This is a genomic window from Phenylobacterium sp. (genome assembly GCF_016793285.1).
Taxonomy (GTDB): Bacteria; Pseudomonadota; Alphaproteobacteria; order Caulobacterales; family Caulobacteraceae; genus Phenylobacterium.
In genome coordinates this window covers 12,866-34,576 of the sequence record NZ_JAEUMO010000043.1, presented here as the reverse complement: position 1 = coordinate 34,576, position 21,711 = coordinate 12,866, and the positions used below count along the sequence as shown (strand labels likewise).

Annotated in this window: 23 protein-coding genes and 1 other RNA gene; 13 read left to right on the top strand and 11 right to left on the bottom strand. The window is 70.8% G+C overall.

The window, feature by feature from the left end; all coding sequences use genetic code 11:
• Positions 1-83: 83 nt before the first annotated feature.
• Positions 84-2,219 (bottom strand): serine hydrolase domain-containing protein, encoded by a 2,136-nt coding sequence (locus JNL41_RS04945; protein ID WP_293473161.1) that lies wholly within the window; start codon positions 2,217-2,219, stop codon positions 84-86.
• 178 nt (positions 2,220-2,397) lie between these two features.
• Between JNL41_RS04945 and JNL41_RS04940 the strand changes: the two genes are divergently transcribed.
• Positions 2,398-3,102 carry a PEPxxWA-CTERM sorting domain-containing protein gene (locus JNL41_RS04940; protein WP_293473160.1) on the top strand — a complete coding sequence of 235 codons (705 nt, stop codon included), beginning with the start codon at positions 2,398-2,400 and terminating at the stop codon, positions 3,100-3,102.
• Here JNL41_RS04940 and JNL41_RS04935 read toward each other — a convergent pair.
• The 4 genes from JNL41_RS04935 to ssrA form a co-directional block, all read right to left on the bottom strand.
• Positions 3,099-3,875: a C13 family peptidase gene (locus tag JNL41_RS04935; protein WP_293473159.1), complete on the bottom strand. Its 777-nt coding sequence runs from the start codon at positions 3,873-3,875 to the stop codon at positions 3,099-3,101. The two genes, JNL41_RS04940 and JNL41_RS04935, sit on opposite strands and share 4 nt — an antisense overlap.
• Complete coding sequence (locus JNL41_RS04930) at positions 3,875-4,339, bottom strand: PaaI family thioesterase (RefSeq protein WP_293473158.1); 465 nt, start codon at positions 4,337-4,339, stop codon at positions 3,875-3,877. The genes JNL41_RS04935 and JNL41_RS04930 overlap by 1 nt, the downstream gene beginning before the upstream one ends.
• Positions 4,340-4,344: 5 nt before the next feature.
• Entirely contained in the window at positions 4,345-4,842 is a 498-nt protein-coding gene (locus tag JNL41_RS04925; RefSeq protein WP_293473157.1) for a ClpXP protease specificity-enhancing factor SspB, read from the bottom strand.
• A 75-nt stretch (positions 4,843-4,917) separates the two neighbouring features.
• Positions 4,918-5,277: a transfer-messenger RNA gene (gene ssrA / locus JNL41_RS04920) on the bottom strand.
• A 139-nt stretch (positions 5,278-5,416) separates the two neighbouring features.
• Between ssrA and JNL41_RS04915 the strand changes: the two genes are divergently transcribed.
• Positions 5,417-6,010, top strand: coding sequence for a septation protein IspZ (locus JNL41_RS04915; protein WP_293473156.1), 594 nt, complete (start codon positions 5,417-5,419; stop codon positions 6,008-6,010).
• Here JNL41_RS04915 and JNL41_RS04910 read toward each other — a convergent pair.
• Both JNL41_RS04910 and ilvN read right to left on the bottom strand, forming a co-directional pair.
• A complete protein-coding gene (locus tag JNL41_RS04910; RefSeq protein ID WP_293473155.1) occupies positions 5,955-6,911 on the bottom strand; it encodes a hypothetical protein in 957 nt (318 codons plus the stop codon). The two genes, JNL41_RS04915 and JNL41_RS04910, sit on opposite strands and share 56 nt — an antisense overlap.
• A gap of 35 nt (positions 6,912-6,946) precedes the next feature.
• A complete protein-coding gene (gene ilvN / locus JNL41_RS04905; protein ID WP_293473154.1) occupies positions 6,947-7,495 on the bottom strand; it encodes an acetolactate synthase small subunit in 549 nt (182 codons plus the stop codon).
• A gap of 95 nt (positions 7,496-7,590) precedes the next feature.
• On the opposite strand from ilvN, the gene JNL41_RS04900 reads away from it, so the two are divergent.
• The 7 genes from JNL41_RS04900 to JNL41_RS04870 all read left to right on the top strand — a co-directional run bounded on the left by JNL41_RS04900 (position 7,591) and on the right by JNL41_RS04870 (position 13,609).
• A complete protein-coding gene (locus JNL41_RS04900; protein ID WP_293473153.1) occupies positions 7,591-8,367 on the top strand; it encodes an SDR family oxidoreductase in 777 nt (258 codons plus the stop codon).
• A gap of 346 nt (positions 8,368-8,713) precedes the next feature.
• Positions 8,714-9,931 carry an RtcB family protein gene (locus JNL41_RS04895; protein ID WP_293473152.1) on the top strand — a complete coding sequence of 406 codons (1,218 nt, stop codon included), beginning with the start codon at positions 8,714-8,716 and terminating at the stop codon, positions 9,929-9,931.
• A gap of 747 nt (positions 9,932-10,678) precedes the next feature.
• Positions 10,679-11,986: a TROVE domain-containing protein gene (locus tag JNL41_RS04890; RefSeq protein ID WP_293473151.1), complete on the top strand. Its 1,308-nt coding sequence runs from the start codon at positions 10,679-10,681 to the stop codon at positions 11,984-11,986.
• Entirely contained in the window at positions 11,983-12,219 is a 237-nt protein-coding gene (locus JNL41_RS04885; RefSeq protein WP_293473150.1) for a helix-turn-helix domain-containing protein, read from the top strand. Before JNL41_RS04890 ends, JNL41_RS04885 begins: the two co-directional genes overlap by 4 nt.
• A gap of 55 nt (positions 12,220-12,274) precedes the next feature.
• A complete protein-coding gene (locus JNL41_RS04880) occupies positions 12,275-12,589 on the top strand; it encodes a DUF6665 family protein (RefSeq protein WP_293473149.1) in 315 nt (104 codons plus the stop codon).
• A gap of 58 nt (positions 12,590-12,647) precedes the next feature.
• Complete coding sequence (locus tag JNL41_RS04875) at positions 12,648-13,169, top strand: DUF1993 domain-containing protein (protein WP_293473148.1); 522 nt, start codon at positions 12,648-12,650, stop codon at positions 13,167-13,169.
• Between the two features lie 110 nt (positions 13,170-13,279).
• Positions 13,280-13,609: a DUF6665 family protein gene (locus tag JNL41_RS04870; protein ID WP_293473147.1), complete on the top strand. Its 330-nt coding sequence runs from the start codon at positions 13,280-13,282 to the stop codon at positions 13,607-13,609.
• 23 nt (positions 13,610-13,632) lie between these two features.
• On the opposite strand, the gene ybaK is transcribed toward JNL41_RS04870, so the two are convergent.
• Positions 13,633-14,103: a Cys-tRNA(Pro) deacylase gene (gene ybaK / locus JNL41_RS04865; protein WP_293473146.1), complete on the bottom strand. Its 471-nt coding sequence runs from the start codon at positions 14,101-14,103 to the stop codon at positions 13,633-13,635.
• Positions 14,104-14,213: 110 nt separating this feature from the next.
• On the opposite strand from ybaK, the gene JNL41_RS04860 reads away from it, so the two are divergent.
• A complete protein-coding gene (locus JNL41_RS04860; protein WP_293473145.1) occupies positions 14,214-14,768 on the top strand; it encodes a biliverdin-producing heme oxygenase in 555 nt (184 codons plus the stop codon).
• Complete coding sequence (locus JNL41_RS04855; RefSeq protein WP_293473144.1) at positions 14,761-16,908, top strand: histidine kinase dimerization/phosphoacceptor domain -containing protein; 2,148 nt, start codon at positions 14,761-14,763, stop codon at positions 16,906-16,908. The genes JNL41_RS04860 and JNL41_RS04855 overlap by 8 nt, the downstream gene beginning before the upstream one ends.
• Positions 16,909-16,917: 9 nt before the next feature.
• On the opposite strand, the gene JNL41_RS04850 is transcribed toward JNL41_RS04855, so the two are convergent.
• Positions 16,918-17,322 carry a GFA family protein gene (locus JNL41_RS04850; protein ID WP_293473143.1) on the bottom strand — a complete coding sequence of 135 codons (405 nt, stop codon included), beginning with the start codon at positions 17,320-17,322 and terminating at the stop codon, positions 16,918-16,920.
• A 50-nt stretch (positions 17,323-17,372) separates the two neighbouring features.
• Between JNL41_RS04850 and JNL41_RS04845 the strand changes: the two genes are divergently transcribed.
• Positions 17,373-17,909, top strand: a complete 537-nt coding sequence (locus JNL41_RS04845) for a hypothetical protein (protein ID WP_293473142.1) — start codon at positions 17,373-17,375, stop codon at positions 17,907-17,909.
• Positions 17,910-17,914: 5 nt separating this feature from the next.
• On the opposite strand, the gene JNL41_RS04840 is transcribed toward JNL41_RS04845, so the two are convergent.
• Positions 17,915-19,708, bottom strand: coding sequence for an acetolactate synthase 3 large subunit (locus tag JNL41_RS04840; protein ID WP_293473141.1), 1,794 nt, complete (start codon positions 19,706-19,708; stop codon positions 17,915-17,917).
• Between the two features lie 175 nt (positions 19,709-19,883).
• On the bottom strand, positions 19,884-20,813 hold the full coding sequence (miaA, locus tag JNL41_RS04835) for a tRNA (adenosine(37)-N6)-dimethylallyltransferase MiaA (protein WP_293473140.1): 930 nt from the start codon (positions 20,811-20,813) through the stop codon (positions 19,884-19,886).
• Here miaA and serB point away from each other — a divergent pair.
• Positions 20,812-21,702: a phosphoserine phosphatase SerB gene (gene serB, locus JNL41_RS04830; protein ID WP_293473139.1), complete on the top strand. Its 891-nt coding sequence runs from the start codon at positions 20,812-20,814 to the stop codon at positions 21,700-21,702. The two genes, miaA and serB, sit on opposite strands and share 2 nt — an antisense overlap.
• Positions 21,703-21,711 lie beyond the last annotated feature (9 nt).

The window sequence follows — 21,711 nt, the reverse complement described above, 5'->3', positions numbered from 1 at the left end:
GGCTGCGTTTAAGCGGCGCCGTGGCGGCCTCGCAGGTCAACGTGCCGCAGGGCGACGGCGTGGGCGGCGAGGCCGGCCCGCCGCTAGCGGCTCCACGGCTCCAGCGCCCCGTTCATGGCGAGCAGCACCGCGAACGCCGTGTAGATCGCCACGGTCATCGTGAAGAACACCTTGCGGCCGACCGTCCACGAATCGACGCGGCGGCCGCCCTGCCAGACCGCCGGCAGCGCGGCGATCGTGACCAGCGTCAGCGCCGCCGCCACCAGGGCCGAGGCCGAAGCGGTGATCACCAGGGGCCCAGGCCAGCCGTACATGATCGCCTGGATGTCCGAGGCGTTGGCGCCGAACGCGGCGAACAGCAGCAGCGCCGCGATCCACAGGCCCGCCTGGATGTTCTGCACCAGGGCGGCGCGCGCCTGGATCTGGTTCTGCCGCAGCTCGCGCCGGTTGCGCAGCGCCAGGCCGATCAGCGTGGTCGCCGCCGCGAGGGCGCTCAGGGACGCCATGAACGCCAGCGTCGTCGGCCGCTCGGTGAACGGCGCCCGGATCAGGGTCTCGGTGTTGCTCCAGGGCTGGAAGCTCGTCGCGCGGCCGTCCCTGACGTGGAACGCGACGCGCTCCTCGTCCTGGGCGGCGATGAAGCGGCCGTCGCTCACCGGGCCCTCCGGCACGAACGCCTTGCTCTCGCCGCCGCGGGTGATCAGGAGGCGCCCGCCGTTGGTCACCGCGACGTCGGCGCCCCCGATCAGCAGGTTGACGAAGCCCTCCAGGCCGCCGTGCGCGCGGCGCGTCGTCAGGTAGTAGCCGCCGAAGGTGTCGGCCGCGTCGGCCAGCTCCCGTGCGCCCGGCCGGGGGAAGGTCGCCGGCGGCGCGTAGAAATGGCGCACGATCGCCTCGGGCAGGGGGCCGGCCACCTCGCGGCCGGTTTCCGTGTTGGTGGTGACGAAGACGCCCAGGCCGAGGTCCGGCACGAGCGTCATGTTCGACATGAAGGCGATCGTTGCGCCCAGGTGGCCATAGCCCTTGTGGTCGCCCGGCAGGTCCATGGTCATGAAGCCGTGGGCCCAGCCGTTGATCCCCGTCGGCATCTTGCGCAGGGGGCTGCGGAACGCCTGCGCCGTCTTCGGCCCGAACACCGTGACGCCGTTCCAGCTCCCGTCGCCCAGCAGCATCAGCATGTAGCGGCTCATGTCGCCGGCGGTGGACGAGGCCGCGCCGGCGGGGGCGATCTGGCCGATGTACTCGTAGTCGTCGGGCATGAAGCCGGCGCTGCGCCAGCCATAGCCCTGGGCGACGTCGTCGCGCAGGTCGGCCGGCATGGCCGCGGGCAGGCCGCGGCGCTCGTCGCGCGGCTCGCGGAAGGTGGTGTGCCGCATGCCCAGCGGGACGAAGATCTCCTCCTCGGCCTTGCGCTCGAAGCTCTTGCCCGAGCCGTAGGCCGCCGCCGCGCCCGCCAGGGCGGCGCCGTAGTTGGAGTAGCTGGAGAGCCGCCCGGGCTCGCGCACCCGGCCAGGGCGTTCCTGGCGCAGGTAGAGGTCCAGCGGGCGGACGCGGCGCGGATCGCGCTCGAAGAGCTGGCCCAGCGCCCGGTCCTCGAAGCCCGAGGTGTGGTCCATGAGGGTCGCCACCGTCACCCGGTTCGCCTTGCCGGGCAGGCGCACCTTGTCGGGCAGGTAGAGGTTCACCGGCGCGTCCAGCCGGATGCGCCCGGCCTCCGCCTCCTTCATCAGCAGGATCCAGGTGAAGGTCTTCGAGATCGAGCCGATGCGGAACAGGCTGCGGTCGGGATCGACGGGCTTGCGCGGGTTCAGGGTCGCGAAGCCGTAGCCCTTCTTCAGGATCACCTGGCCGTTCTGGACCACCGAGACCGAGGCGCCGGCCACATGCTCGCGCCCCATCGCGTCGGCCATCCAGCCGTCGACGAAGGCCTCGAGTTCGGCGGGGTTCAGCGCCTGGCCCGTCGCGAGGCGCGCGCCGTTGGCCAGCCGCGGCAGGTTCGCCACCGTCGGCGCGGCGCCCGCCACGGCGGGGCCGGCAGGCGCCTTCGATGCCGCGGGCGGCGTGGCGCGCGAGGCGGCGGGCCGCGCGGGCGGCGCCTTGGGCCGGACCTGCGCGTAGGGCAGCGGGGCCTTTGGCAGCGCAGCCTCCTGCGCCGTCGCGGTCGGCGCGATCAGCATCGCGAGCGCCGCCAGGACCGCCTTGCCGAGGCTCCGTATCAAGGGCCGAACTCCACGCCGGTTGATCTTCGACCATATCACCTCGGTTGAGTCGCGAAGCCCGTCCCGCGCCATCGCGCTCTCGGTGCGACGACTTGGCCGCACCCCTCACGGGCGAGCGGTCTGGAATGCCTGGCCGAACACGGTATTCTCGACCATGCCCCTTCGGGTGGAGGCTGGGATGCGTCTGAAGTCTGTGATCGTCGCCGCGACCGCGGCCGCCGCGCTGGCCGCGCCGGCCCAGGCCGCGAGCCATTTCCGGAACGGCAGCTTCGAGGACGGCTTCACCGGCTGGGTCGCGAACGAAGACCAGACCTTCATCGTCGGTCAGGCCTACCACCGCGACGAGAACGGCGACCCCGACAACTGCCCCGGCGACGCGGGCGCGGAGTCGCCTTGCCCCTACATGCCGACCGGCGGCGACTTCATGGGCATGCTGCAGGCCAACGACACCGACGAGGCGGTCCTGCTCAGCCAGACCTTCACGACCGGCGCGGGCGGCGCGACCTTCGCGGGCGACGCCGCGTTCCTGGGCGAGGACTACCTGCCCTGGAACGACTCGGCCTTCGTCCGCATCTACCGCCTGGGCGGCGGCGAGCTCACGACCTTCGCGGACGATCCGGTCGAGCTGTTCTTCTCCAGCATCGCCATGACGGGCGACTGGGGCGCCACCGAGTGGACCCACTTCTCGCTGCGCCTGGGGCCGGGCACGTATCGTGTCGAGGCCGGCGTGACCGACGTCAACGACGACCGCGAGCCCAGCGTCCTCTTGGTCGACAACTTCTCGCTGACGCCCGAGCCTGCGACGTGGGCGATGATGATCGGCGGCTTCTTCGGCCTGGGCGTCATGCTGCGTCGCCGGCGCGCCGTCGCGGCCTGGTCCTAGTTGGCTTTCGGCGCCGCTTCGAACGCGTACAGCGGCAGCATCGGGCGCAGTTCCGGGCCCACCCATACCTGCGGTTCCGACGGCGGGCTCATCTTCTCGGCGATTTCGCGCACGCGCACGCACTCGCGCGTCGCCGACGCCAGCCCCGAAAAGTCCCTCGACAGCGGCATCGACGAGAGGAAGCAGTCGTCGAAGTAGGGATACTTGTTGTCCTGGCCACAGCCGAACGAGGTGCGGTCGGGCCGGGCCGCCGTGAGCACCATCCGGTTGGGCTTCGCCAGCGTGGGCACGAAGACGCCCGAGAAGCAGGCCGAGATCACCACCACGGTCGGGCGCTTGCCGCAGGCCTGGTCCAGCATCGAGGCCAGCATCCCGGGACGCAGGATCCCCTGGTCCAGTTGCGCCCCCTGCGGCGCGCCGTGGGAGGTCATGTAGAACAGGCAGCCGCCCTGGGTGCGGCCGGCCAGGTCGACCATGGCGTTGTAGATGCCCTGCGGCTCGGACTTCTCGGGCCGCGTGTCCTTGTAGCGCTCGGGACGCACCGAGAACTGGCGGATGTTCTGCGGCTGGAATCCGGCGCGGGCGAGCGCATAGGTCACGTCGCGCCGGGCGTTGTCGAAGGCTTCGGACGGGCCGCCGTCGTGCGCGTGCCAGTCGCCGGCGACCACCACCGCCGACCAGTCCGAGAACGCCGCCGCCTGCGCCGCGCCGGCCGCCGTCGCCAGCCAGAGACCGGCGAGGAGGGCCGAGAGGCGGGCAGCCCAGCGGCGCATCACTTGTACTTGGCGAACGGCGTCGGGATCGCGGTGCCGGTGGCCTTGGCCAGCGTGCGGCCCTCCGGATCGAACAGCTCGCCCTCGGTGAAGGCGACCTGGCGGCCCCACTTCACGACCTTGCCGACCGCCCGGATCTTCCCGGGCTGGCCCGGCCGGAAGAAGGTCGTCTTCATCTCCAGCGTCGGCGCCACCGCCGTCATGCCCGAGGCGACCATGCAGGCGACGCTCATGGCCTCGTCCAGCATGGCGCACAGGTAGCCGCCCTGGATCTGCTTCATGGGATTGAGCAGGAGTTCGGCCTTGGCGTCGAACTCGACCTCGACCGACTTGTCCGCCTGGCTGACCGAGACCATGCGGAAGCCCAGGGTCTGCGACCCGGTCGGCTGGTTCTTGGTGCGCAGGAACCGCGCGAGGATCGCCTCGTCGGTGAGGGCTTCGGGCTCACTGGCGACGTCGGTCATGCAGCCTACTTCTTCCGGAACTGATCCAGGGAGACGACCGTGGCTTCGCCCTTGGGGGCGGGCTCTTCGGTCTTGGCCTCGGCGTCCTTGGCCGCCGGGGCGGCGGCCTTGGTCTCGGCCGGCGCGGCGGGCGGCGGCTCGAACTGCAGCAGGAACTGCACCGAGGGGTCGTAGAAGCGGGTGATGGCGGCGTAGGGGATCGAAAGCCGCTTGGGCTGCCCGCCGAACTGCAGGGTCACCGAGAAGAAGGTCTCGCCCGGGGCGAGGTCCCAGTACTGGTGCTGCAGGACGATGGTCATCTCGTCCGGGTACTTGCCCAGCAGGTCCTGCGGGCCCGAGACGCCGGCCGCGTCGGTCTTGAAGGTGATGTAGAAGTGGTGCGACCCGGGCAGGCCCTCGGGCGCGGCGGCGCGCTTCAGCGCGGCCTTGGCGACGCCCCGGAGCGCGTCCTGCGCTAGGGCCTCGTAGTTCATCAGATCCTGGACCGGCGGATCCTGCGCCATACCTGCTCCAAACAAGCGAACACACGGAAGGTAGCGTGTGCAGGAGGCTGCGCAAGGGAAGACAAGAGAGGGAGAAGTGGAGGGGTTCTGTTGCCAGGCCCCCTCCGAGCCCCGCCTAAGGATCTGAACCCCTAGGACTTGGTTCGGATGTTACCGGACCGCATTACGCAGCCAGGCGAACTTCCTCAGCGAAGTTATCGTTCGCATTTAGTTTAAGACCCGGAACGGTGGGTCAAGCCGAGAGAAAGCAACGCCTTTACACGTCTGTCGATGCTGATCGGCCCCGCACTCCCCGGCGATAACCCGGAAGGATTTTGGTGGAGCCGCCGGGAATCGCACCCGGGTCCAGTCCGCTTATTATGCGCGCGTTTATCTCCATAGTCGGGCGAACCCGACGGCTCACATATAGGGCCTCGGGCGTCGGAAAACAAACGACTGCGAGCGCGTGCGCCGCTCGCGAAGCGCGAACGGCGGGGCGGATTTCGCGGACGGCCACCGATCGTTCGTGGGCGGACTCACGGCCTGCGGGCGCGGTTCGCTAGCCTTGCGTCAGTCGTTTTCGCAGGAGCTTTCCATGGGCAATCTGATGCATGCGGGCCGGGCGCTGGCCACCGATCTTCTTCCCACCATCGTCTTTGCGATCCTCCTCGCCCTGCACGTGGACGTCCGGGTCGCGACGGCGGTCTCCGTGGCGATCAGCATCGGCCAGATCGCGCTCATGCTCGTGATGAAGAGGCCCGTGGCGCCGCTGCAGTGGGCGAGCCTCGGCCTCGTGATCGTGTTCGGCGCGGCGGGCGTCCTCACCAACGACGCGCGCTTCCTGATGGTCAAGCCCACGCTGATCTACCTGATCGTCGGCGCGGTGATGCTCAAGCGCGGCTGGATGCTGCGCTACCTGCCGCCGATGGCCCAGCAGCACGGCGCGGCCGCGCAGATCGCCATGGGCTACGTCTGGGCGGGCCTGATGTTCGTGACCGCGGTCGCGAACCTCGTCGTCGCGGTGTGGTTCCAGCCGCAGTGGCCGCTGTTCCTCGCGACCTTCCCGACGGGCTCGAAGATCGCGCTGTTCGTGACGCACTACCTCATCGTTCGCCACTGCTCGATCCGCGGCTTCAAGGCCGAAGCCGAGGCGCAGGCGGCGGCCCAGGCGGCGGCTCAGCCGGCCTGACCGGCGACGGGTCGGCGGGCGCCGCGGCGTCCGCCGGCGCGCCTTCCTGCCCGGGCGGCGGTTGGCGCGCGTCGGGGTTCTGCTTCAGCCGGCCGTGGGAGGCCAGCAGGTCGTCGTAGGCGCCCCTGGCGTTCGCGAAGTCGGCCTTGCCGCGGAACAGGACGTCGAACCGGGGGTCGTGGCCCATCGCGGCCGCCAGCACCGGCTCCAGCACATCGGCGGCCTCGCCCACCTCGGCGGGGTCACAGGCGCGATGCAGGGTGGTCGAACGGCCGGGCGTCACCAGGGTGATGTCGTAGGCGGTGCCCTCCACGCAGATCGCCTCCGCCGCGCCGGACTCGACGACCCGCACGTCGCGCGGCGAGCGCCAGACCGGCAGGCCCTTCAGCGCCTGGAACCGCTGCGCCGAGCCCGCGGGCAGCTTGCGGTCGAAGCCCATCCGCCGCCCGATCCCGGCCTCGCAGCAGGCCAGGCCCGCGCGGGCCTGGACGAAGGCGTCGCCGTCCGAGCGCACCGTCACCCGGGTCACCGTCTGGCGCACGGTGTTCGACGGCCGGGTCCAGACCTCCAGGATCATCTCGTCGCCGCGCGCCAACTGCCATTGCAGCGGCATCAGACCCCACAGGCGATAGGTGGACGCCTCGACGCCGTTGTCGGGCTTCACCAGTTGCTCGGCGCTGCGGATCCGCCGCCCGCCCAGCGGATCGGCTTCCTCGGGGACCTTCGGGCGCTTGTCGTCCCACCAGCTCATGGGTTCGGGCGCGGGAAAGGGCCAGGCCTCGACCTCGGTGATCGGCGCGCCCTCTGGCGGGCCCGTGACCTTCTTCCTGCCGATCGGCAGGGCCTGGGCCGGCGCGGCCAGGGCGACGACGCAGGCGAGCGTGAGAAGACGCGCAGACACGGTGGGAAATCAGCAGGCCCCCGCGGCGGTTCCGTCTAGAAGACCTCGACGCCCCGCGACAGCGAGAGCACGCCGGTGCGCGAGACCTCGACCAGGCCCAGCGGCCGCATCAGGTCCACGAACTTGTCGACCTTGCTGGAGGCGCCGGTCAGCTCGAACACGAAACTCTCGTGCGTCGTGTCGATCACCTTGGCGCGGAAGATGTCCGAGACGCGCAGCGCCTCGACCCGCTCCACGCCCGTGCCGCGCACCTTCACCAGCGCCAGCTCGCGCTCGATGCCGTTCGGGTCGCGGGTGACGTCCTGCACGTGCCGCGTCGAGACCATCTTCTGCAACTGCGCCTCGATCTGCGAGAGCACCTGCGGCGTGCCGCGCGTGACGATGGTGATGCGGCTGGTGTGGGCGCTGCCGTCGGTCTCGGCCACCGTCAGGCTGTCGATGTTGTAGCCGCGCGCCGCGAACAGCCCGACCACGCGGTGCAGCACGCCCGGCTCGTTGTCCACCAGCACCGCGAACGTCGCGCGGCTCTCCTCCTGCTCCTTGTGGGCGAGGTCATAGACGGAGGCGGGCTGTTGGTCGGTCATGGTCGGTGAAGTCCCCGGCGAGTCCGGGGTCAGGTGTCACAGGATGGCCGCGCCCGCAACCTGCGGGCTAAGCTCGGCGCAACGGGAGAAACGCCATGAACCTCGACCTTCGCGGCAAGACGGTGCTGATCACCGGCGCGTCCAAGGGCATCGGCGCGGCGGCGGCGGAGGTGTTTGCGGAGGAGGGGTGTGACCTGATCCTTGCGGCGCGCTCCGGCGAGGCGCTGGAGCAGTTGTGCGGGCGGCTGCGCGGGCAGCATCAGATCCAGGCCCGCGCGATCCCGACCGACATCCGCGATCCGGACCAGCTCAAGGCGCTGGCCGAAGCAGGCCGGGACATCGATGTCCTGGTGAACAACGCCGGCGACATCCCCGGCGGCACGCTGGACGCCGTCGATGAGGAGAAGTGGCGGCACGCCTGGGAGCTGAAGGTCTTCGGCTACATCAACCTCACGCGGGCGATCTATGCCCACATGAAGGCCCGCGGCTCGGGCGTGATCATCAACGACATCGGCGCGGCGGGCGAGCGGATGGACGCGGGCTACATCGCCGGCTCCACCGGCAACGCGGCGCTCTACGCCTTCACCCGCGCGCTGGGCGGCAGGTCGCTGCGCGACGGCATCCGCGTCGTGGGCGTGAGCCCGGGCCCGGTCGAGACCGACCGCATCGTCACGCTGATGAAGACCGCCGCGGCGCGGCGCTTTGGCGACGAGGGCCGCTACCGCGAGCTGATGGCCAGCTACCCGCTGGGCCGACCCGCCCGGCCCCGCGAGATCGCCGACCTGATGGCGTTCCTGGCCTCGGACCGCAGCGCCTACACGACCGGCGTGGTCTTCACCGTCGACGGCGGGATCAGCGCCTCGCCCGGATAGCGCGATACGTGATCGTGGTTCCGCGGCCACACCCGCCGGCCAAGGTGGTTGCGCCCGAAACTATCGCTTCCCGGCGCGCCGGGGCCGGTGTATCCGCCCCGGCCTCGAAGGAGAGACCCGTGTTCAACCGCCCTATCAGCAAGCCGCTCGCCAGCGCCAACGACCGCCAGGTCGAGGGTCTGAGCACGTGCGCGTGGGAGGTCGGTTCGGCTTAGGTCTCAGCTTCGAGGTCTGTGTAGCGAAGAACCCCTCCCGGCCCGGCCGCGGAGGGGTTCTTCGTTTCGGAAGGACGCTTCGCCCGCCGCGGGGGGCCGGGAGGGACGTGGAAGTTCCAGGAGAGTGTCCGATGAGCGGATTTGAAGTGATCGAAAGCGATGCGGGGCTGATCAAGGCGTGGGCGCGCGGCGTCCAGGTCGAGGACAGCGCCAAGGCGCAGCTCAGGAACGTCGCGGGCCTGCCGTTCATCCACCGGCACATCGCGGTGATGCCGGACGTCCACTGGGGCATGGGCGCGACCGTGGGCTCGGTGATCCCGACCCTCGGCGCGATCGTTCCGGCCGCCGTGGGCGTGGATATCGGTTGCGGCATGATGGCGGTGAAGACCTCCATCCGCGCCGAGCACCTGCCGGACTCGCTGGCCGCGCTGCGGACCGCGATCGAGGCGGCCGTGCCGCACGGGCGGACCGACAATGGCGGACGCAACGACGTCGGGGCCCACCAGGGCGACCCGCCGGCGCTGGCGGTCGCGAAGTGGGCGGCGCTCGAGGACGGCTACAAGGCCATCGTCGAGCGCGACGCGAAGGCGGCGCACCCGCGCGGCCTGGGCCACCTCGGGACGCTCGGGACGGGCAACCACTTCATCGAGCTCTGCCTTGACGAGGCGGGCGACGTCTGGGTGATGCTGCACTCCGGTTCGCGGGGCGTGGGCAACCGCTTCGGGTCCTACTTCATCGAAAAGGCGAAGAAGGACATGGAGCGGTGGTTCATCCACCTGCCGGACAAGGACCTGGCCTACTTCCCGGAAGGGTCGGACGGCTTCGTGTCCTACATCCGCGCGGTGAGCTGGGCGCAGAAGTACGCGCTGGCGAACCGTGAGGTGATGATGGACCAGGTGCTTGCCGTGTTGCGCGGCCTGTTCCCGGACCTGGCGACGGCGGACGTGGCGGTGAACTGCCACCACAACTACGTCACCCAGGAGCGGCACTTCGGCAAGGACGTCTGGCTGACCCGGAAGGGTGCGGTGCGGGCGGGCCTCGGCGACCTCGGGATCATCCCGGGTTCGATGGGGGCACGGTCCTACATCGTGCGCGGCAAGGGCAACCCGGAGTCGTTCTGCACCTGCTCGCACGGCGCCGGGCGGGCGATGTCGCGGACCGAAGCCAAGCGGCGTTTCACGCTGGACGACCACGTGGCCGCAACCGCGGGCGTGGAATGCCGGAAGGACGCGGACGTGATCGACGAAACGCCGATGGCCTACAAGGACATCGACGCGGTGATGGCGGCGCAAGCCGACCTGGTCGAGATCGTCCACACGCTCCGGCAGGTCGTCTGCGTGAAGGGGTAGGGTAGGGCGCGCTGAAGTTTGTTGTTGCGCAATGCAACGTCTCGAGCTATCAGCGCGTCCTCTCCGCTCCGGCGGAGGGACGCCGGTGGCGCAGGAAGCACATACATCGTGTCGCGGGTTCGACTCCCGCTGCGGAGCGCAAGCTTCGTGTAGCTCAGGGGTAGAGCAGATCCGTGCTTCCGCCAGTTCCCCGGCGTGTGATGTCAGTGGCGTCGAGTGCGGCTTCATCGTTTTGGTCGAAGGACGGCCGCGATCCCTCATTCCCTGATGTCTGAAAGCGCTACATTTCTCTGTGGATGAGTCCTGCGTGGGCTCCGCCTCGGAGGTATGTGGCGTCGATGTGTCATCTCCGGTGGCGACAGAGTTCGGGTTCATCGCCTCCCAAGAAGGCGGCCAGGCCAATCCCGTCCGACCACACGCAGCGGTCGGCGGGAGGAAGCGAGGTCCGGCGGTCGGTCCCGTCGGCGGAAGCGCCTCCCGAGGTCGAATATTCCCCGGAGATGACCCATCTTTAGTGTTGCACAATGCAACGAAGCTGTTAGAGAGAAGGCGCCGTTGGCGCCCTCGGGCGCCGGCGATCCGGATCGGTGGCGCAGAGGACGATTCCTTCGATGGTGCGGCTGCAAGGCCTGGCGGGTTCGAGTCCTGCACCCTGACTGAAGGCCCCTCGGGGCCGGAGGCAGGGCTAGGCGTTCTCGCCCGTTCCCCGATCCGGTCTTCGAGTGACAAGTCAGAGGAGGCGCCGCCATGCGTCTGAACATCTTTGCGCAGCGCCCGCGCACCCATGAGGGCGCCCCGACCGCGGTGCTGACCGCCGAGCAGGCTCTGCGCCGCTCGGTGCTGTCGTGCCTGCTCTGGGAGACCGAGTTCTACGAGGACGGCCAGACCATCGCCGACCGCATCGCGGCGCTCGCGATGGAAGTCGCCCCGCAGGTCCTCGCCGACCTGGCGGTGGAGGCGCGCGAGCGCTTCAACCTGCGCCACGCGCCGCTGATGCTGCTCGTGGGGCTGATCCGCCATGGTGGGCCGCTGGTCGCGCCGACCCTCGAACGCGTGATCCAGCGCGCCGACGACATGACCGAGCTCCTGGCCATCTACTGGCGGAACGGCAAGCGGCCGCTCTCCAAGCAGATGAAGCGGGGCCTCGCCGCCGCCTTCGCGAAGTTCGACGCCTACCAACTGGCGAAGTACGACCGCGACGGCCCGGTGAAGCTGCGCGACGTGCTGTTCCTGGTCCACGCCAGGCCGGCCGACGAGGCGCAGGCGGCGCTGTGGAGGGGCGTGGCCGACCGCACCCTGGTGTCTCCGGACACCTGGGAGGTCGCCCTATCGGGCGGCGCCGACAGGAAGGCCACGTTCGAACGCCTGTTGGCCGAGCGGAAGCTGGGCTACCTGGCCTTGCTGCGGAACCTCCGCAACATGGATCAGGCCGGCGTCGACGAGGCCCTCGTCACCGAGGCCATCCTGGCCCGCCGGGGCGCGCAGCGCGTGCTCCCGTTCCGCTACGTGGCCGCCGCGCGCGCCGCCCCGCGGTTCGAGCGCTGGCTGGACGAGGCGCTGATGGAGACGGTCCTTGAGGGCCCGGTGTTCGACGGCCGCACCCTCGTGCTGGTCGACGTTTCGGGTTCGATGGACTGGAAGCTGTCGGCCAGGTCGGACCTGACCCGGATGGACGCGGCGGCGACGCTGGCGTCCGTCATCCCGGGCGACGTGCGGGTCTTCACCTTCTCGGAGCAGGTGGTGGAGGTCCCGGCGCGCCGGGGCATGGCCGGGGTGGATGCGGTGGTCCGGTCGCAGCCGCATGGCGGGACCCTGCTCGGCAAGGCCGTCGAGCAGGTGAACCGCCTGGCGCACGACCGGCTGATCGTCATCACCGACGAGCAGTCGCACGACAGGGTTCCGGATCCGAAGGCGGCGAAGGCCTACATGGTCAACGTCGCCAGCGCCCGGAACGGTGTGGGCTACGGCAGGTGGACCCACATCGACGGCTTCTCCGAGGCCGTGCTGAGCTACGTCCGCGAGTCCGAGGGACTCGTGTCACAAGGCGGCGCATGACGGCCGAAGAGCTCCGTCGCGCGGCGATCCTTCTCTTCGGCGAGCGGGGCTGGATGTCCCGTCTCGCCGAAGCGTTGGACGTCGACCGCTCGACGGTCTCCAGATGGTTCGCCGGCCTGCCGATACCCGGCCCCGTCGCCGCGGCGATCCATGGCTGGCTCCTGCTATACAAGATCACCGGCCAGAGGCCCGACCACCTGAACGTCCAGGCTGTGCGCCGCCCCGAGCCCTGAGGCTGCGCGGCCCGCGCCCTTGCCAAGCCCGGATGGCCCGCCAACATGGGCGGCCATGTCCTCGCTTCGCATGCCCCAGTCGCTCGCCACCCGGCTCAAGGTCGAGACCGGGGAGGCGGTGCTGCGCTACGAGCTGCTGGAGGAGCAGGCGCACTCGCTGGGCCGGGCCGGACGCAAGGTCGAGGCGGCGTTGGCCGCGCTGCGCGCCCATCCGGGCGGCGAGGGGCGGCCTGCGGTCCTGAGGGCCGCGGCCGACGCCGTCTGGGGCTTCTTCGTCCAGCGCGAGATCATGGGCCTGCGCGACCGCAACGCCGTCATCGCGCACTACGGCATCCCGCGCGAAGTCCTGGCCCGCCTCGGCGCACGCTGACGCTCGGCGCCCTTGCGGAAGGCCTGCTAGAACGGCCCCAACGAGGGGAGACACCGACATGGCCATCACGCTCTACGACGCCTCCGTGCGCACGTTCCTGCAGATCCTGCCGGCCGTCGCCGGCTATCTGGAGAAGGCCCGCGCCCACGCGGTCGAGGCCGGCAGGGACCCCGAGGACCTGGTCGAGGCCCGCCTCTGCGACGACCAGTGGCCGCTGCGCAGCCAGGTGATCTCCACGGTCCACCACGCCCGCGGCGCCATCGCCGGGGTGAAGGCCGGCGTATTCCGTCCGCCGAACTGGGACGCCGGGTCCGACTACGCCGGTCTGCAGAAGATGGTGGCCGACGCCGTCGCCGAACTCTCGGCGCTGACCCCGAACGAGGTGAACGCGCTCGAGGACCAGGACCTGGTCTTCGAGCTCGGCCCGCGCCAGATGCCCTTCCGCGGCGGCGACTTCCTGCTCTCGTTCTCGCTGCCCAACTTCTACTTCCACGCCACCACCGGCTACGACGTGCTGCGGGCCCGGGGCGCGCCGCTGGGCAAGCGCGACTTCATGGGCGTTCCGCGCGTCAAGACCTGACCCGTCCGGCGGCCGTTCCCGGCCGTTCAAAAGAGCGGGAGCGTTCGCCGCGCCTCCCGCCACGGTGCTATGGTGCGCTCAGGTGATCACTTGAGAGCCAAGGAGGCGGCATGTCCGCACTCAGACTGCCTCAGCACCTTGCCGAACCTGCCCATGTCGACAGCGGCGAGGCCCACCTGAAGTTCGACCTCCTGGAGGAGATCGACTGCGCCCTCGGCCACACCGAGCGCGACGTCGAGCAGAGCCTGCGGGCGCTGCGCGATTTCGACGCCGGCGGCGGCGAATCCGTGGACCGCCAGCCGCTGCTGGACGCGGCGGCGAGGGCGGTCTGGCGGCTGGTGGTGCAGCACGAGGCGTGCGACCTGACCGACCATCACGCGCTGGTCCAGCGCTACCGCATCCCGGCCGAGGTCATGGCCCGGCTCGGGGCGTCGCGCTAGGCCCTCCCGGCCGGCCGGCGCGTTCAGGTGACGGCCGCGACCGTCGCGCTGAGCACGCGCACGAGGTCGGCCGGGGCGAGGCGCGCCTGGAGGCCCCGCTGGCCGGCGTTCACGAACGCCTGAGCGAGCGCCGCCGCATCGGCGTCGACGACGGTCGGCGCCGGCCGCTTCTGGCCGAAGGGACTGACGCCGCCGACGCGGTAGCCCGTCATCCGCTCGGCGTCGGCGGGCTTCATCATCTCGGCCGACTTCGCGCCGAGGGCGGCGGCCAGCTTCTTCATCGCCACCTCGCGGTCCGAAGCCAGCACCACGCACGCCGGCCTGCCGTCGGCGCGCACCATCAGCGTCTTCAGGACCTCGCCAGCCGGCGCGCCCAGCGCTTCGGCCGCCTGCAACCCCACGCGTTCGGCCCCGGGGTCATAGTCGTAGGCGGCCAGCGTGTAGGCGATGCCGGCGCGGTCGAGGGCGAGCGTGGCGGGCGTCGTTCGACTCATCGAGAAATCGTGAAACGTGGTTGGAACCGAACGGCCTCTGTCGAGTATCGTACAGAAGCGGGGCTTTTGGGCCCCTATCTTACAGTCGGGACGCCGCGACAAGATTCGAGATGATAAGCGACACGCACCGTCGCCTGCGCGACGCTACCCATGCGCATCACGCGCGGCTGGAAACCCGCATCGACATCCTGAACCGCATCGCGACGCCCGAGGGCCGCCGCGAACTCGTCGCGCGCTTCCATGCGCTGCACACGGCGGCCGAACAGGCGCTGGCGCCGTTCCTTGTCGGCGTCGACGGGCTCGACTTCGACGCCCGCCGCCGGTCGGGCCGGCTGGCGGGCGACCTCGCCGACCTGGGCGCCGCCCCGCGCGAGCCCTCCGCGCCGATCGTGGTCGGGGGCGTCGGCGAGGCGCTGGGCCTGATGTACGTGCTGGAAGGCTCGACCCTCGGGGGCCGGGTGATCCGCAAGCAGGTGGAGAGCTGCGGCGGCGACATGCATGGCCTGAGCTTCCTCGACCCCTACGGCGCCGAGGTCGGCGACCGCTGGCGCGCGTTCCTGGGCGTGATCGAGGCCGAGGCCGACGTCGCAGGCCTGGTGGCGGGCGCGGTCGCGGGCTTCGCTCACAGCGAGCGCCATCTCTGCGAGGCGGGCGGCGATGACTGACCTGACCGCCGTCGACGTCGGCGCCTGCGACGCCGAGCCGATCCACATCCCGGGCTCGATCCAGCCGCACGGCGTGATGCTGATCGCCGACCGCACGACGCAGGAGATCCACCACGCCGCCGGCGACGTGGCGCGGCTGCTCCACCGCGACGCCTGGCTCGGCCGCACGCTGGGCGAGGTGCTGGGCGATCCCCTGGCCGAACGCGTGGCGCAGACCACCAACTCCGGCGTTGCGGGCGGCTATGTCGGCCGGCTCGCCGCGGGGCGCGAGGCGTTCGACGTCTCGGCCCATCTCGATGGCGAACGACTGATCGTCGAGGTCGAGCCGGCGCTCGGCGCACCGCTGCCCGCCGTGCTGCTGCTGGCCCAGCTCGAAGCCGCGGGCGCCGCCTTCGAGCGCGCTGCGAACGTCAAGGCGCTGCTCGATCGCGCGGCCATCGAGTTCCGGCGTCTCACCGGGTTCGACCGGGTCATGATCTACCGCTTCCTCGACGACGACGCCGGGGCCGTGCTGGCCGAAGACCTCGCCGACGGCATGCCCAGCTTCATGAACCACCACTTCCCGGGCTCGGACATTCCCGCCCAGGCCCGGTCGCTCTACGTCCGCAACCTGGTGCGCGTGATCCCCGACGTGACCTACACGCCCGCGCCCCTGCTCCCGGCCTGGATCGCCTCGAAGCCGCTGGACATGAGCGACTGCGTGCTCCGCTCGGTGTCCCCGGTGCATATGCAGTACATGCGCAACATGGGCGTCGGCGCGTCGGCGTCGATGTCGGTGGTGAAGGACGGCCTGCTCTGGGGCCTGATCGCGTGCCATCACCGCACGCCGAAGCTGATGCCCTACGACATCCGCACGGCGGCCCGCGCCCTCGCGGGCGGGCTCGCGCGGCAGATCCGCGCCAAGGAGGATGCCGAGGCCTACCGCGAGCGCCTGCGGCTGAGGGGGCTGGAGGACGAGCTGACGTCGCGCTTCGCCCGCGCCGGCGGCGTCGACGCCAATGTGGCGGCGGGCGCACGCGAACTTCGCCGGATGCTGGACGCCGACGGCGTGGCCGCGATCCGCGGCGGTCAGTTGCACCAGGACGGCGTCTGCCCGTCGGCGGGCGAGATCTGGAAGCTGGCCGAATGGGTCCAGAGCCGCTCGGCCGACCCGGTCGCCACCGACCGCCTGTCCGAGCACTACGCCGGCGCCGAGGCGTTCACCGCCGAGGCCAGCGGCCTGCTGGGTCTGGTGGTCGCCGCGGACGAGCCGTTCCTGATCCTCTGGTTCCGGGCGGAAGAGCCGCAGGTGGTCAACTGGGCCGGCAATCCGCACAAGGCGATGACGCTGGGCCCGGGCGAGACCCTGACGCCGCGCGCCTCGTTCGAGGCGTGGCGCGAACAGGTGCATGGCCGTTCGCGCCGCTGGACGCTGGGCGAGATCGACGCGGCGGTGCGCCTGCGCGACACGCTGCTGGAGGCCCGCGCCCATCGTCGCCAGGTGGAGATGAACGCGCGGCTGACCGACGCCGTGGCCGAGAAGGACGGCCTGCTTCAGCAGAAGGAGATCCTGCTGAAGGAGGTGAACCACCGCATCCAGAACAGCCTGCAGCTCGTCTCCAGCTTCCTCGGCCTGCAGTCGCGCGCCATGGGCGATCCGAAGCTGCATGAAGCGTTCGAGGAGGCGCGGCGGCGGCTTCAGGCCGTCGCGCTCGTGCATCGCCGCCTCTATCGCGCCGACCAGATCGAGGTGGTCGACATGGGCCGCTACCTCGAGGACCTCATCGGCGACATGAACTCGTCGATGGGCGCGGAGTGGGCCGGCAAGATCAGCGTCGACGCCGCGCCTGTGCTGGTGCCGACCGACCGGGCCGTGAGCCTGGGCCTCGTGATCACCGAACTGGTCATCAACGCCAACAAGTATGCCTACGACGGCGCCGCAGGGCCGATCGAGGTCAGCCTCGACGAGCACAACGACAGGCTCCGCGTGGTCGTCGCAGACCACGGCCGCGGCAAGCATGCGCCGGGCGAGGGCTTCGGCAGCCGGATGATGTCGGCCATGGTGCGGCAACTCGGCGGCGATCTCGCCTTCGCCGACAACCACCCCGGGCTGCGGGCGAGCCTGACCTGCCCGTCGTCCACGCCGATGCGGCCGGAGTAGGCCGCGGCCTCAGTCCGGCGCCTCGCCAGGATAGGCCGTCCGTCCGTCGTCGATCTCGTCCCACGCGGCCTTCGACGCGGCGTGGATGTGGAAGCCGACGACGAGCCCCCCGCCGTCGCCGTCCAGCGTGCCGACCCGCAGCCGCACAGTCTGCGGCGCCGCGTCGCGCTGGCTGAAGATCGGGCTGCCGCAGGTCCCGCAGAACACCCGCCGCTTGCCGGGCGAGGCGCGGTGTTCCCGCAGGAGGTCCTCGCCCTGGAGCAGGCGGAAGTCGGCGCTCGCCACGGGCATGTTGGCCCCGAACGCCGAGCCCTGCGCCTTGCGGCACTGCCCGCAGTGGCAGAACTGCACCGGCGCGAGCGGACCCTCGACCGCATAGCGCACCCCGCCGCACAGACAGCCGCCCTCGTGCATCCGTTTTCTCTCCACTGGCTTCTGGCCTGGCTATGTACCAAGCTTGGCTGATGATGCGGGCCCTCGTCGCCACTGCCGTCACGCTCGCGATGTTCTGCGCGCCGCCTGCCATGGCCGCTGACCCGAGGGCGCAAGATGCCGTCGACCTGTTCATCGACGCCTGCGTCACCGACGTCCTCGGGCTACGTCCGCGGGTGACGGACCCATCGCGGATCACCTCGCGTCAAACGACCGACTTCGCACTCCAAGGTGGAGGCCTGCGCACCTCTCCAGTCTACGAATTCGTCTTCAAGAGCACACGAGCGAAGGTCTTCACCAGCCGAAGCCGCAGCGTCTGCACGGCCTGGGTCGGCCATGCAGAGGAAGCGGACATGCTGGCGGCCTTCGAGCGGGCGGTGCAGCGGGCCGCCGCCGAGGCGCAGGCGACGCTGGAGCCGCAGGCGGCCGACGGTCGCAGGTGCGCGCGCGTCTGGGTGTTGCGATCACCCAAGGCGAAGCTGGTGCTCTCCCTGGCGGCATCGCTGCCGGCCTTTGGCGTTCAGCACGTCATGGTGTCGGCGCCGGCGCCCGAGGGCGCCCGCCCCTAGGCCCTTCAGACCAGCCGCTTGCCCGCGTCGTCGATGATGGCGCCCAGGTCGCGGGCTTCCTCGGCCATGATCATCTCGTTGTGCGCCTTGCCGGACGGGATCATGGGGAAGCAGTTCTCTTCCTTGGTCACGCGGCAGTCGAACAGCACCGGCTTCTTCACCGCGATCATCTCGCGGATCATGTCGTCCAGTTCGTCGGGATGCTCGGCGCGGAAGCCCACGCCGCCGTAGGCCTCGGCCATCTTCACGAAGTCGGGCATCGCGGCCGAGTAGGAGTGCGAATAGCGCTCGCCGTGCAGCAGTTGCTGCCACTGGCGCACCATCCCCATCCACTCGTTGTTGAGGATGAAGATCTTGATCGGCAGGCCGTACTGAACGGCCGTCGACATCTCCTGCATCGTCATCTGCACCGAGGCGTCGCCGGCGATGTCGATCACGAGCGAGTCCGGATGCGCCATCTGCACCCCCACCGCCGCCGGCAGGCCGTAGCCCATGGTGCCCAGGCCGCCCGAGGTCATCCAGCGGTTCGGCTGCTCGAAGTGGTAGAACTGGGCCGCCCACATCTGGTGCTGGCCGACCTCGGTGGTGATGTAGGTGTCGTGGTCCTTGGTCAGCGCGTAGAGGCGCTCGATGGCGTACTGCGGCTTGATGAGCCTGGCGTCGGGCCGGTAGCGGAACGACTGGCGCGCCCGCCAGGCGTCGATCTCGGTCCACCAGGTCTTCAGGGCCGGCTTGCTGACCTCGAGGTTGCGGCTCTTCCAGGCGGCGATCATGTCCTCGAGCACGCTGGCCGCATCGCCCACGATGCCGACGTCGGCGCGGACGTTCTTGCCGATGGAGGAGGCGTCCACGTCGATGTGGATCTTCTTCGACGTCGGCGCGAAGGCGTCGAGCCGGCCCGTGACGCGGTCGTCGAAGCGCGCGCCGATGGCCACCATCACGTCGCAGTCGTGCATGGCGTTGTTGGCTTCGAAGCTGCCGTGCATGCCCACCATGCCCAGCCACTGCGGGTTGGACGCGGGGAAGGCGCCCAGGCCCATCAGCGTCGAGGTCACCGGTGCGCCGGTCAGCTCGGCGAGTTCGCGCAGCAGCAGCGAGGCCTTGGGGCCGGCGTTGATGACGCCGCCGCCGGTGTAGAGGATCGGCTTCTTCGCCCTGGCCAGCAGGCTCACCGCCTCGGCGATCTTGCCGGCGTCGCCCTTCACCCGCGGGGCGTAGTTGTGGTTGTGCTTGACCTCGTTCGGGCCCTGGTAGGCGCCCTTGCCGAACTGGACGTCCTTCGGGATGTCGATGACCACGGGGCCGGGGCGGCCGGACGTCGCGATGTGGAACGCCTCGTGGATGATCCGCGGCAGGTCGGCGACGTCCTTCACGAGGTAGTTGTGCTTGGTGCAGGGCCGGGTGATCCCGATCGTGTCGCACTCCTGGAAGGCGTCGGTGCCGATCAGGTGGGTCGCGACCTGTCCGGTGATGACGACCATCGGGATCGAGTCCATCAGGGCGTCGACGATGCCCGTGACCGCGTTGGTCGCGCCGGGACCGGAGGTGACCAGGACCACGCCCGGCTTGCCGGTCGAGCGCGCATAGCCTTCGGCGGCGTGCGTGGCGCCCTGCTCGTGGCGGACCAGGACGTGCTGCAGCCGCGGCTCGGCGAACAGCGCGTCGTAGATCGGCAGCACCGCGCCGCCCGGATAGCCGAACAGCACCTCCACGCCCTGGTCGATGAGGGCGCGGACCACGATCTCGGCGCCCGAGAGGGTGGCGGCTTCGGCTTCGATCGTCGTCTGGTGGGCGGTCATGTGAGGGCCTGGGGATTGGGTTCAGGGCAATAAAAAAGGCCCGCGAGGGGGCCTGGGCGAGCGACCGGTCGGTCCTGACGTCTACGTCAGTCCGTTACGGTCGCCCTACGAGTACGAGAATGGTGCGCACGAGATTTTCCGCGAAAGTTCGGATTGGGCGTGTCGCATGCCGCGCTCAGGGCGTCAAGGTCGGGTCGAGCGCAAGAAACTGCCTCCACTGCTCGTGGGGCTCCGCGGCCGCGATGCGGGGCCAGTCGCGCATCTGCCCGCGCATCCAGGTCGTCTGGCGCTTCGCGTAGCGGCGGGTCTCCTGCTGTGCGGCGGCGACGGCGGCCTCCAGCGAGGCGTCGCCGGCCAGGTGCGCGGCCAGTTCGCGCACGCCGACGGCCTTCATGGCCGGCAGGCCCGGGTCGAGACGGCGGGCCATCAGCGCGCGCACCTCGTCCAGCGCGCCGCCGGCGATCATGGCGTGCAGGCGCGCGTCGCAGCGGGCGTAGAGCCCGGCGCGCGGCGGCTCCAGGGCGACGGCGGTCCAGCGGCCTGCGGCGAGCGCCGGCTCTCCGCCCGCCTGCCAGTCGGTGAGGGGCTTGCCGGTGGCGGCGTAGACCTCCCAGGCCCGCACCAGCCGCTGGCGGTCGCCCGGCGCGATGCGGATCGCCGCCGCCGGGTCCGGCACGGCCAGTCGCGCGCGGAAGCCCGCTTCGCCCAGCGCGGCGTAGTCCGCCTCGGCCTCCCCCCGCACCTCGGCCGGGACGTCCGGGACGTCCGCAAGGCCCTTGGTGAGCGCCCGGAAGTAGAGGCCCGTGCCGCCCACCACGACGGCGTCGCGGCCGCGCCCCGCGATCCCGTCCAGCACCTGCGTCGCCGCGCGCAGCCAGCGGCCGACCGACCAGCCGTCGGCCGGATCGACCGTCCCGAACAGGTGGTGCGGCGCGCGCGCGGTCTCCTGCGGCGACGGCGCGGCCGTCAGCACGCGCAGGCCGGCGTAGAGCTGCATGGAGTCCGCATTGACGATCTCGCCGCCGACCCGCTCGGCCAGCGTGAGCGCCAGGGCCGACTTGCCGCTTGCGGTGGGCCCGGCGATCAGCCAGATGCGGCCGGTCATGGAACTCGTCCTCACCCTCGTCAGCCCCGACGACGCCACCGCGCGCCTCGCCGCCGAACGCGCGCGGCAAGCGCTCGCAGCCGCGGGCGCGGGCGTCAAGGCCGCGCGGCCGCTGGGCGAGGGCGCCTACGACCTGCCCCTGATCGCGGATCTCGACGCGGCGGTCGCGGTGGCGGCCACCGAGCTCGACGGCCTGCCGGTCGACGCCTGCGTCCAGGCCGCGGCGGGGCGCAGGAAGCGCCTGCTGATCGCCGACATGGACTCCACCATCATCGACGTGGAATGCCTCGACGAGCTCGCCGACTTCGCGGGCCTGAAGGCCGAGATCAGCGCGATCACCGAGCGCGCCATGCGCGGCGAGCTGGCCTTCGAGGGCGCGCTGCGCGAGCGGGTCGGCATGCTGAAGGGCCTCGCGACCACCGCGCTCCAGCAGGCCTACGACGAGCGGGTGCGCCTCAATCCGGGCGCGCGGACGATGGTGCGCACCATGGCCGCCAGCGGCGCCCGCTGCGCCCTGGTCAGCGGCGGCTTCACCTTCTTCACCAGCCGCGTGGCCGCGGCCGCGGGCTTCCACCTGAACCGCGCGAACACGCTGATCGAGGCCGACGGCGCGCTGACCGGCGAGGTCGGCGATCCGATCCTCGGCAAGCAGGCCAAGCTCGCGTCGTTGCAGGAACTGGCCGCCGAGATCGGCGCGCCCCTGTCCGCGACCCTGGCCGTCGGCGACGGGGCCAACGACCTCGCCATGATCCAGGCCGCCGGGCTCGGCGTCGCCTATCGCGCCAAGCCCATCGTCGCGGCCCAGGCCCACGCGAAGGTCGACCACGCCGACCTCACCGCGCTGCTCTACTTCCAGGGCTACGCGCAGACCGAGTTCGTCGTCGACTGACCCGCAGGC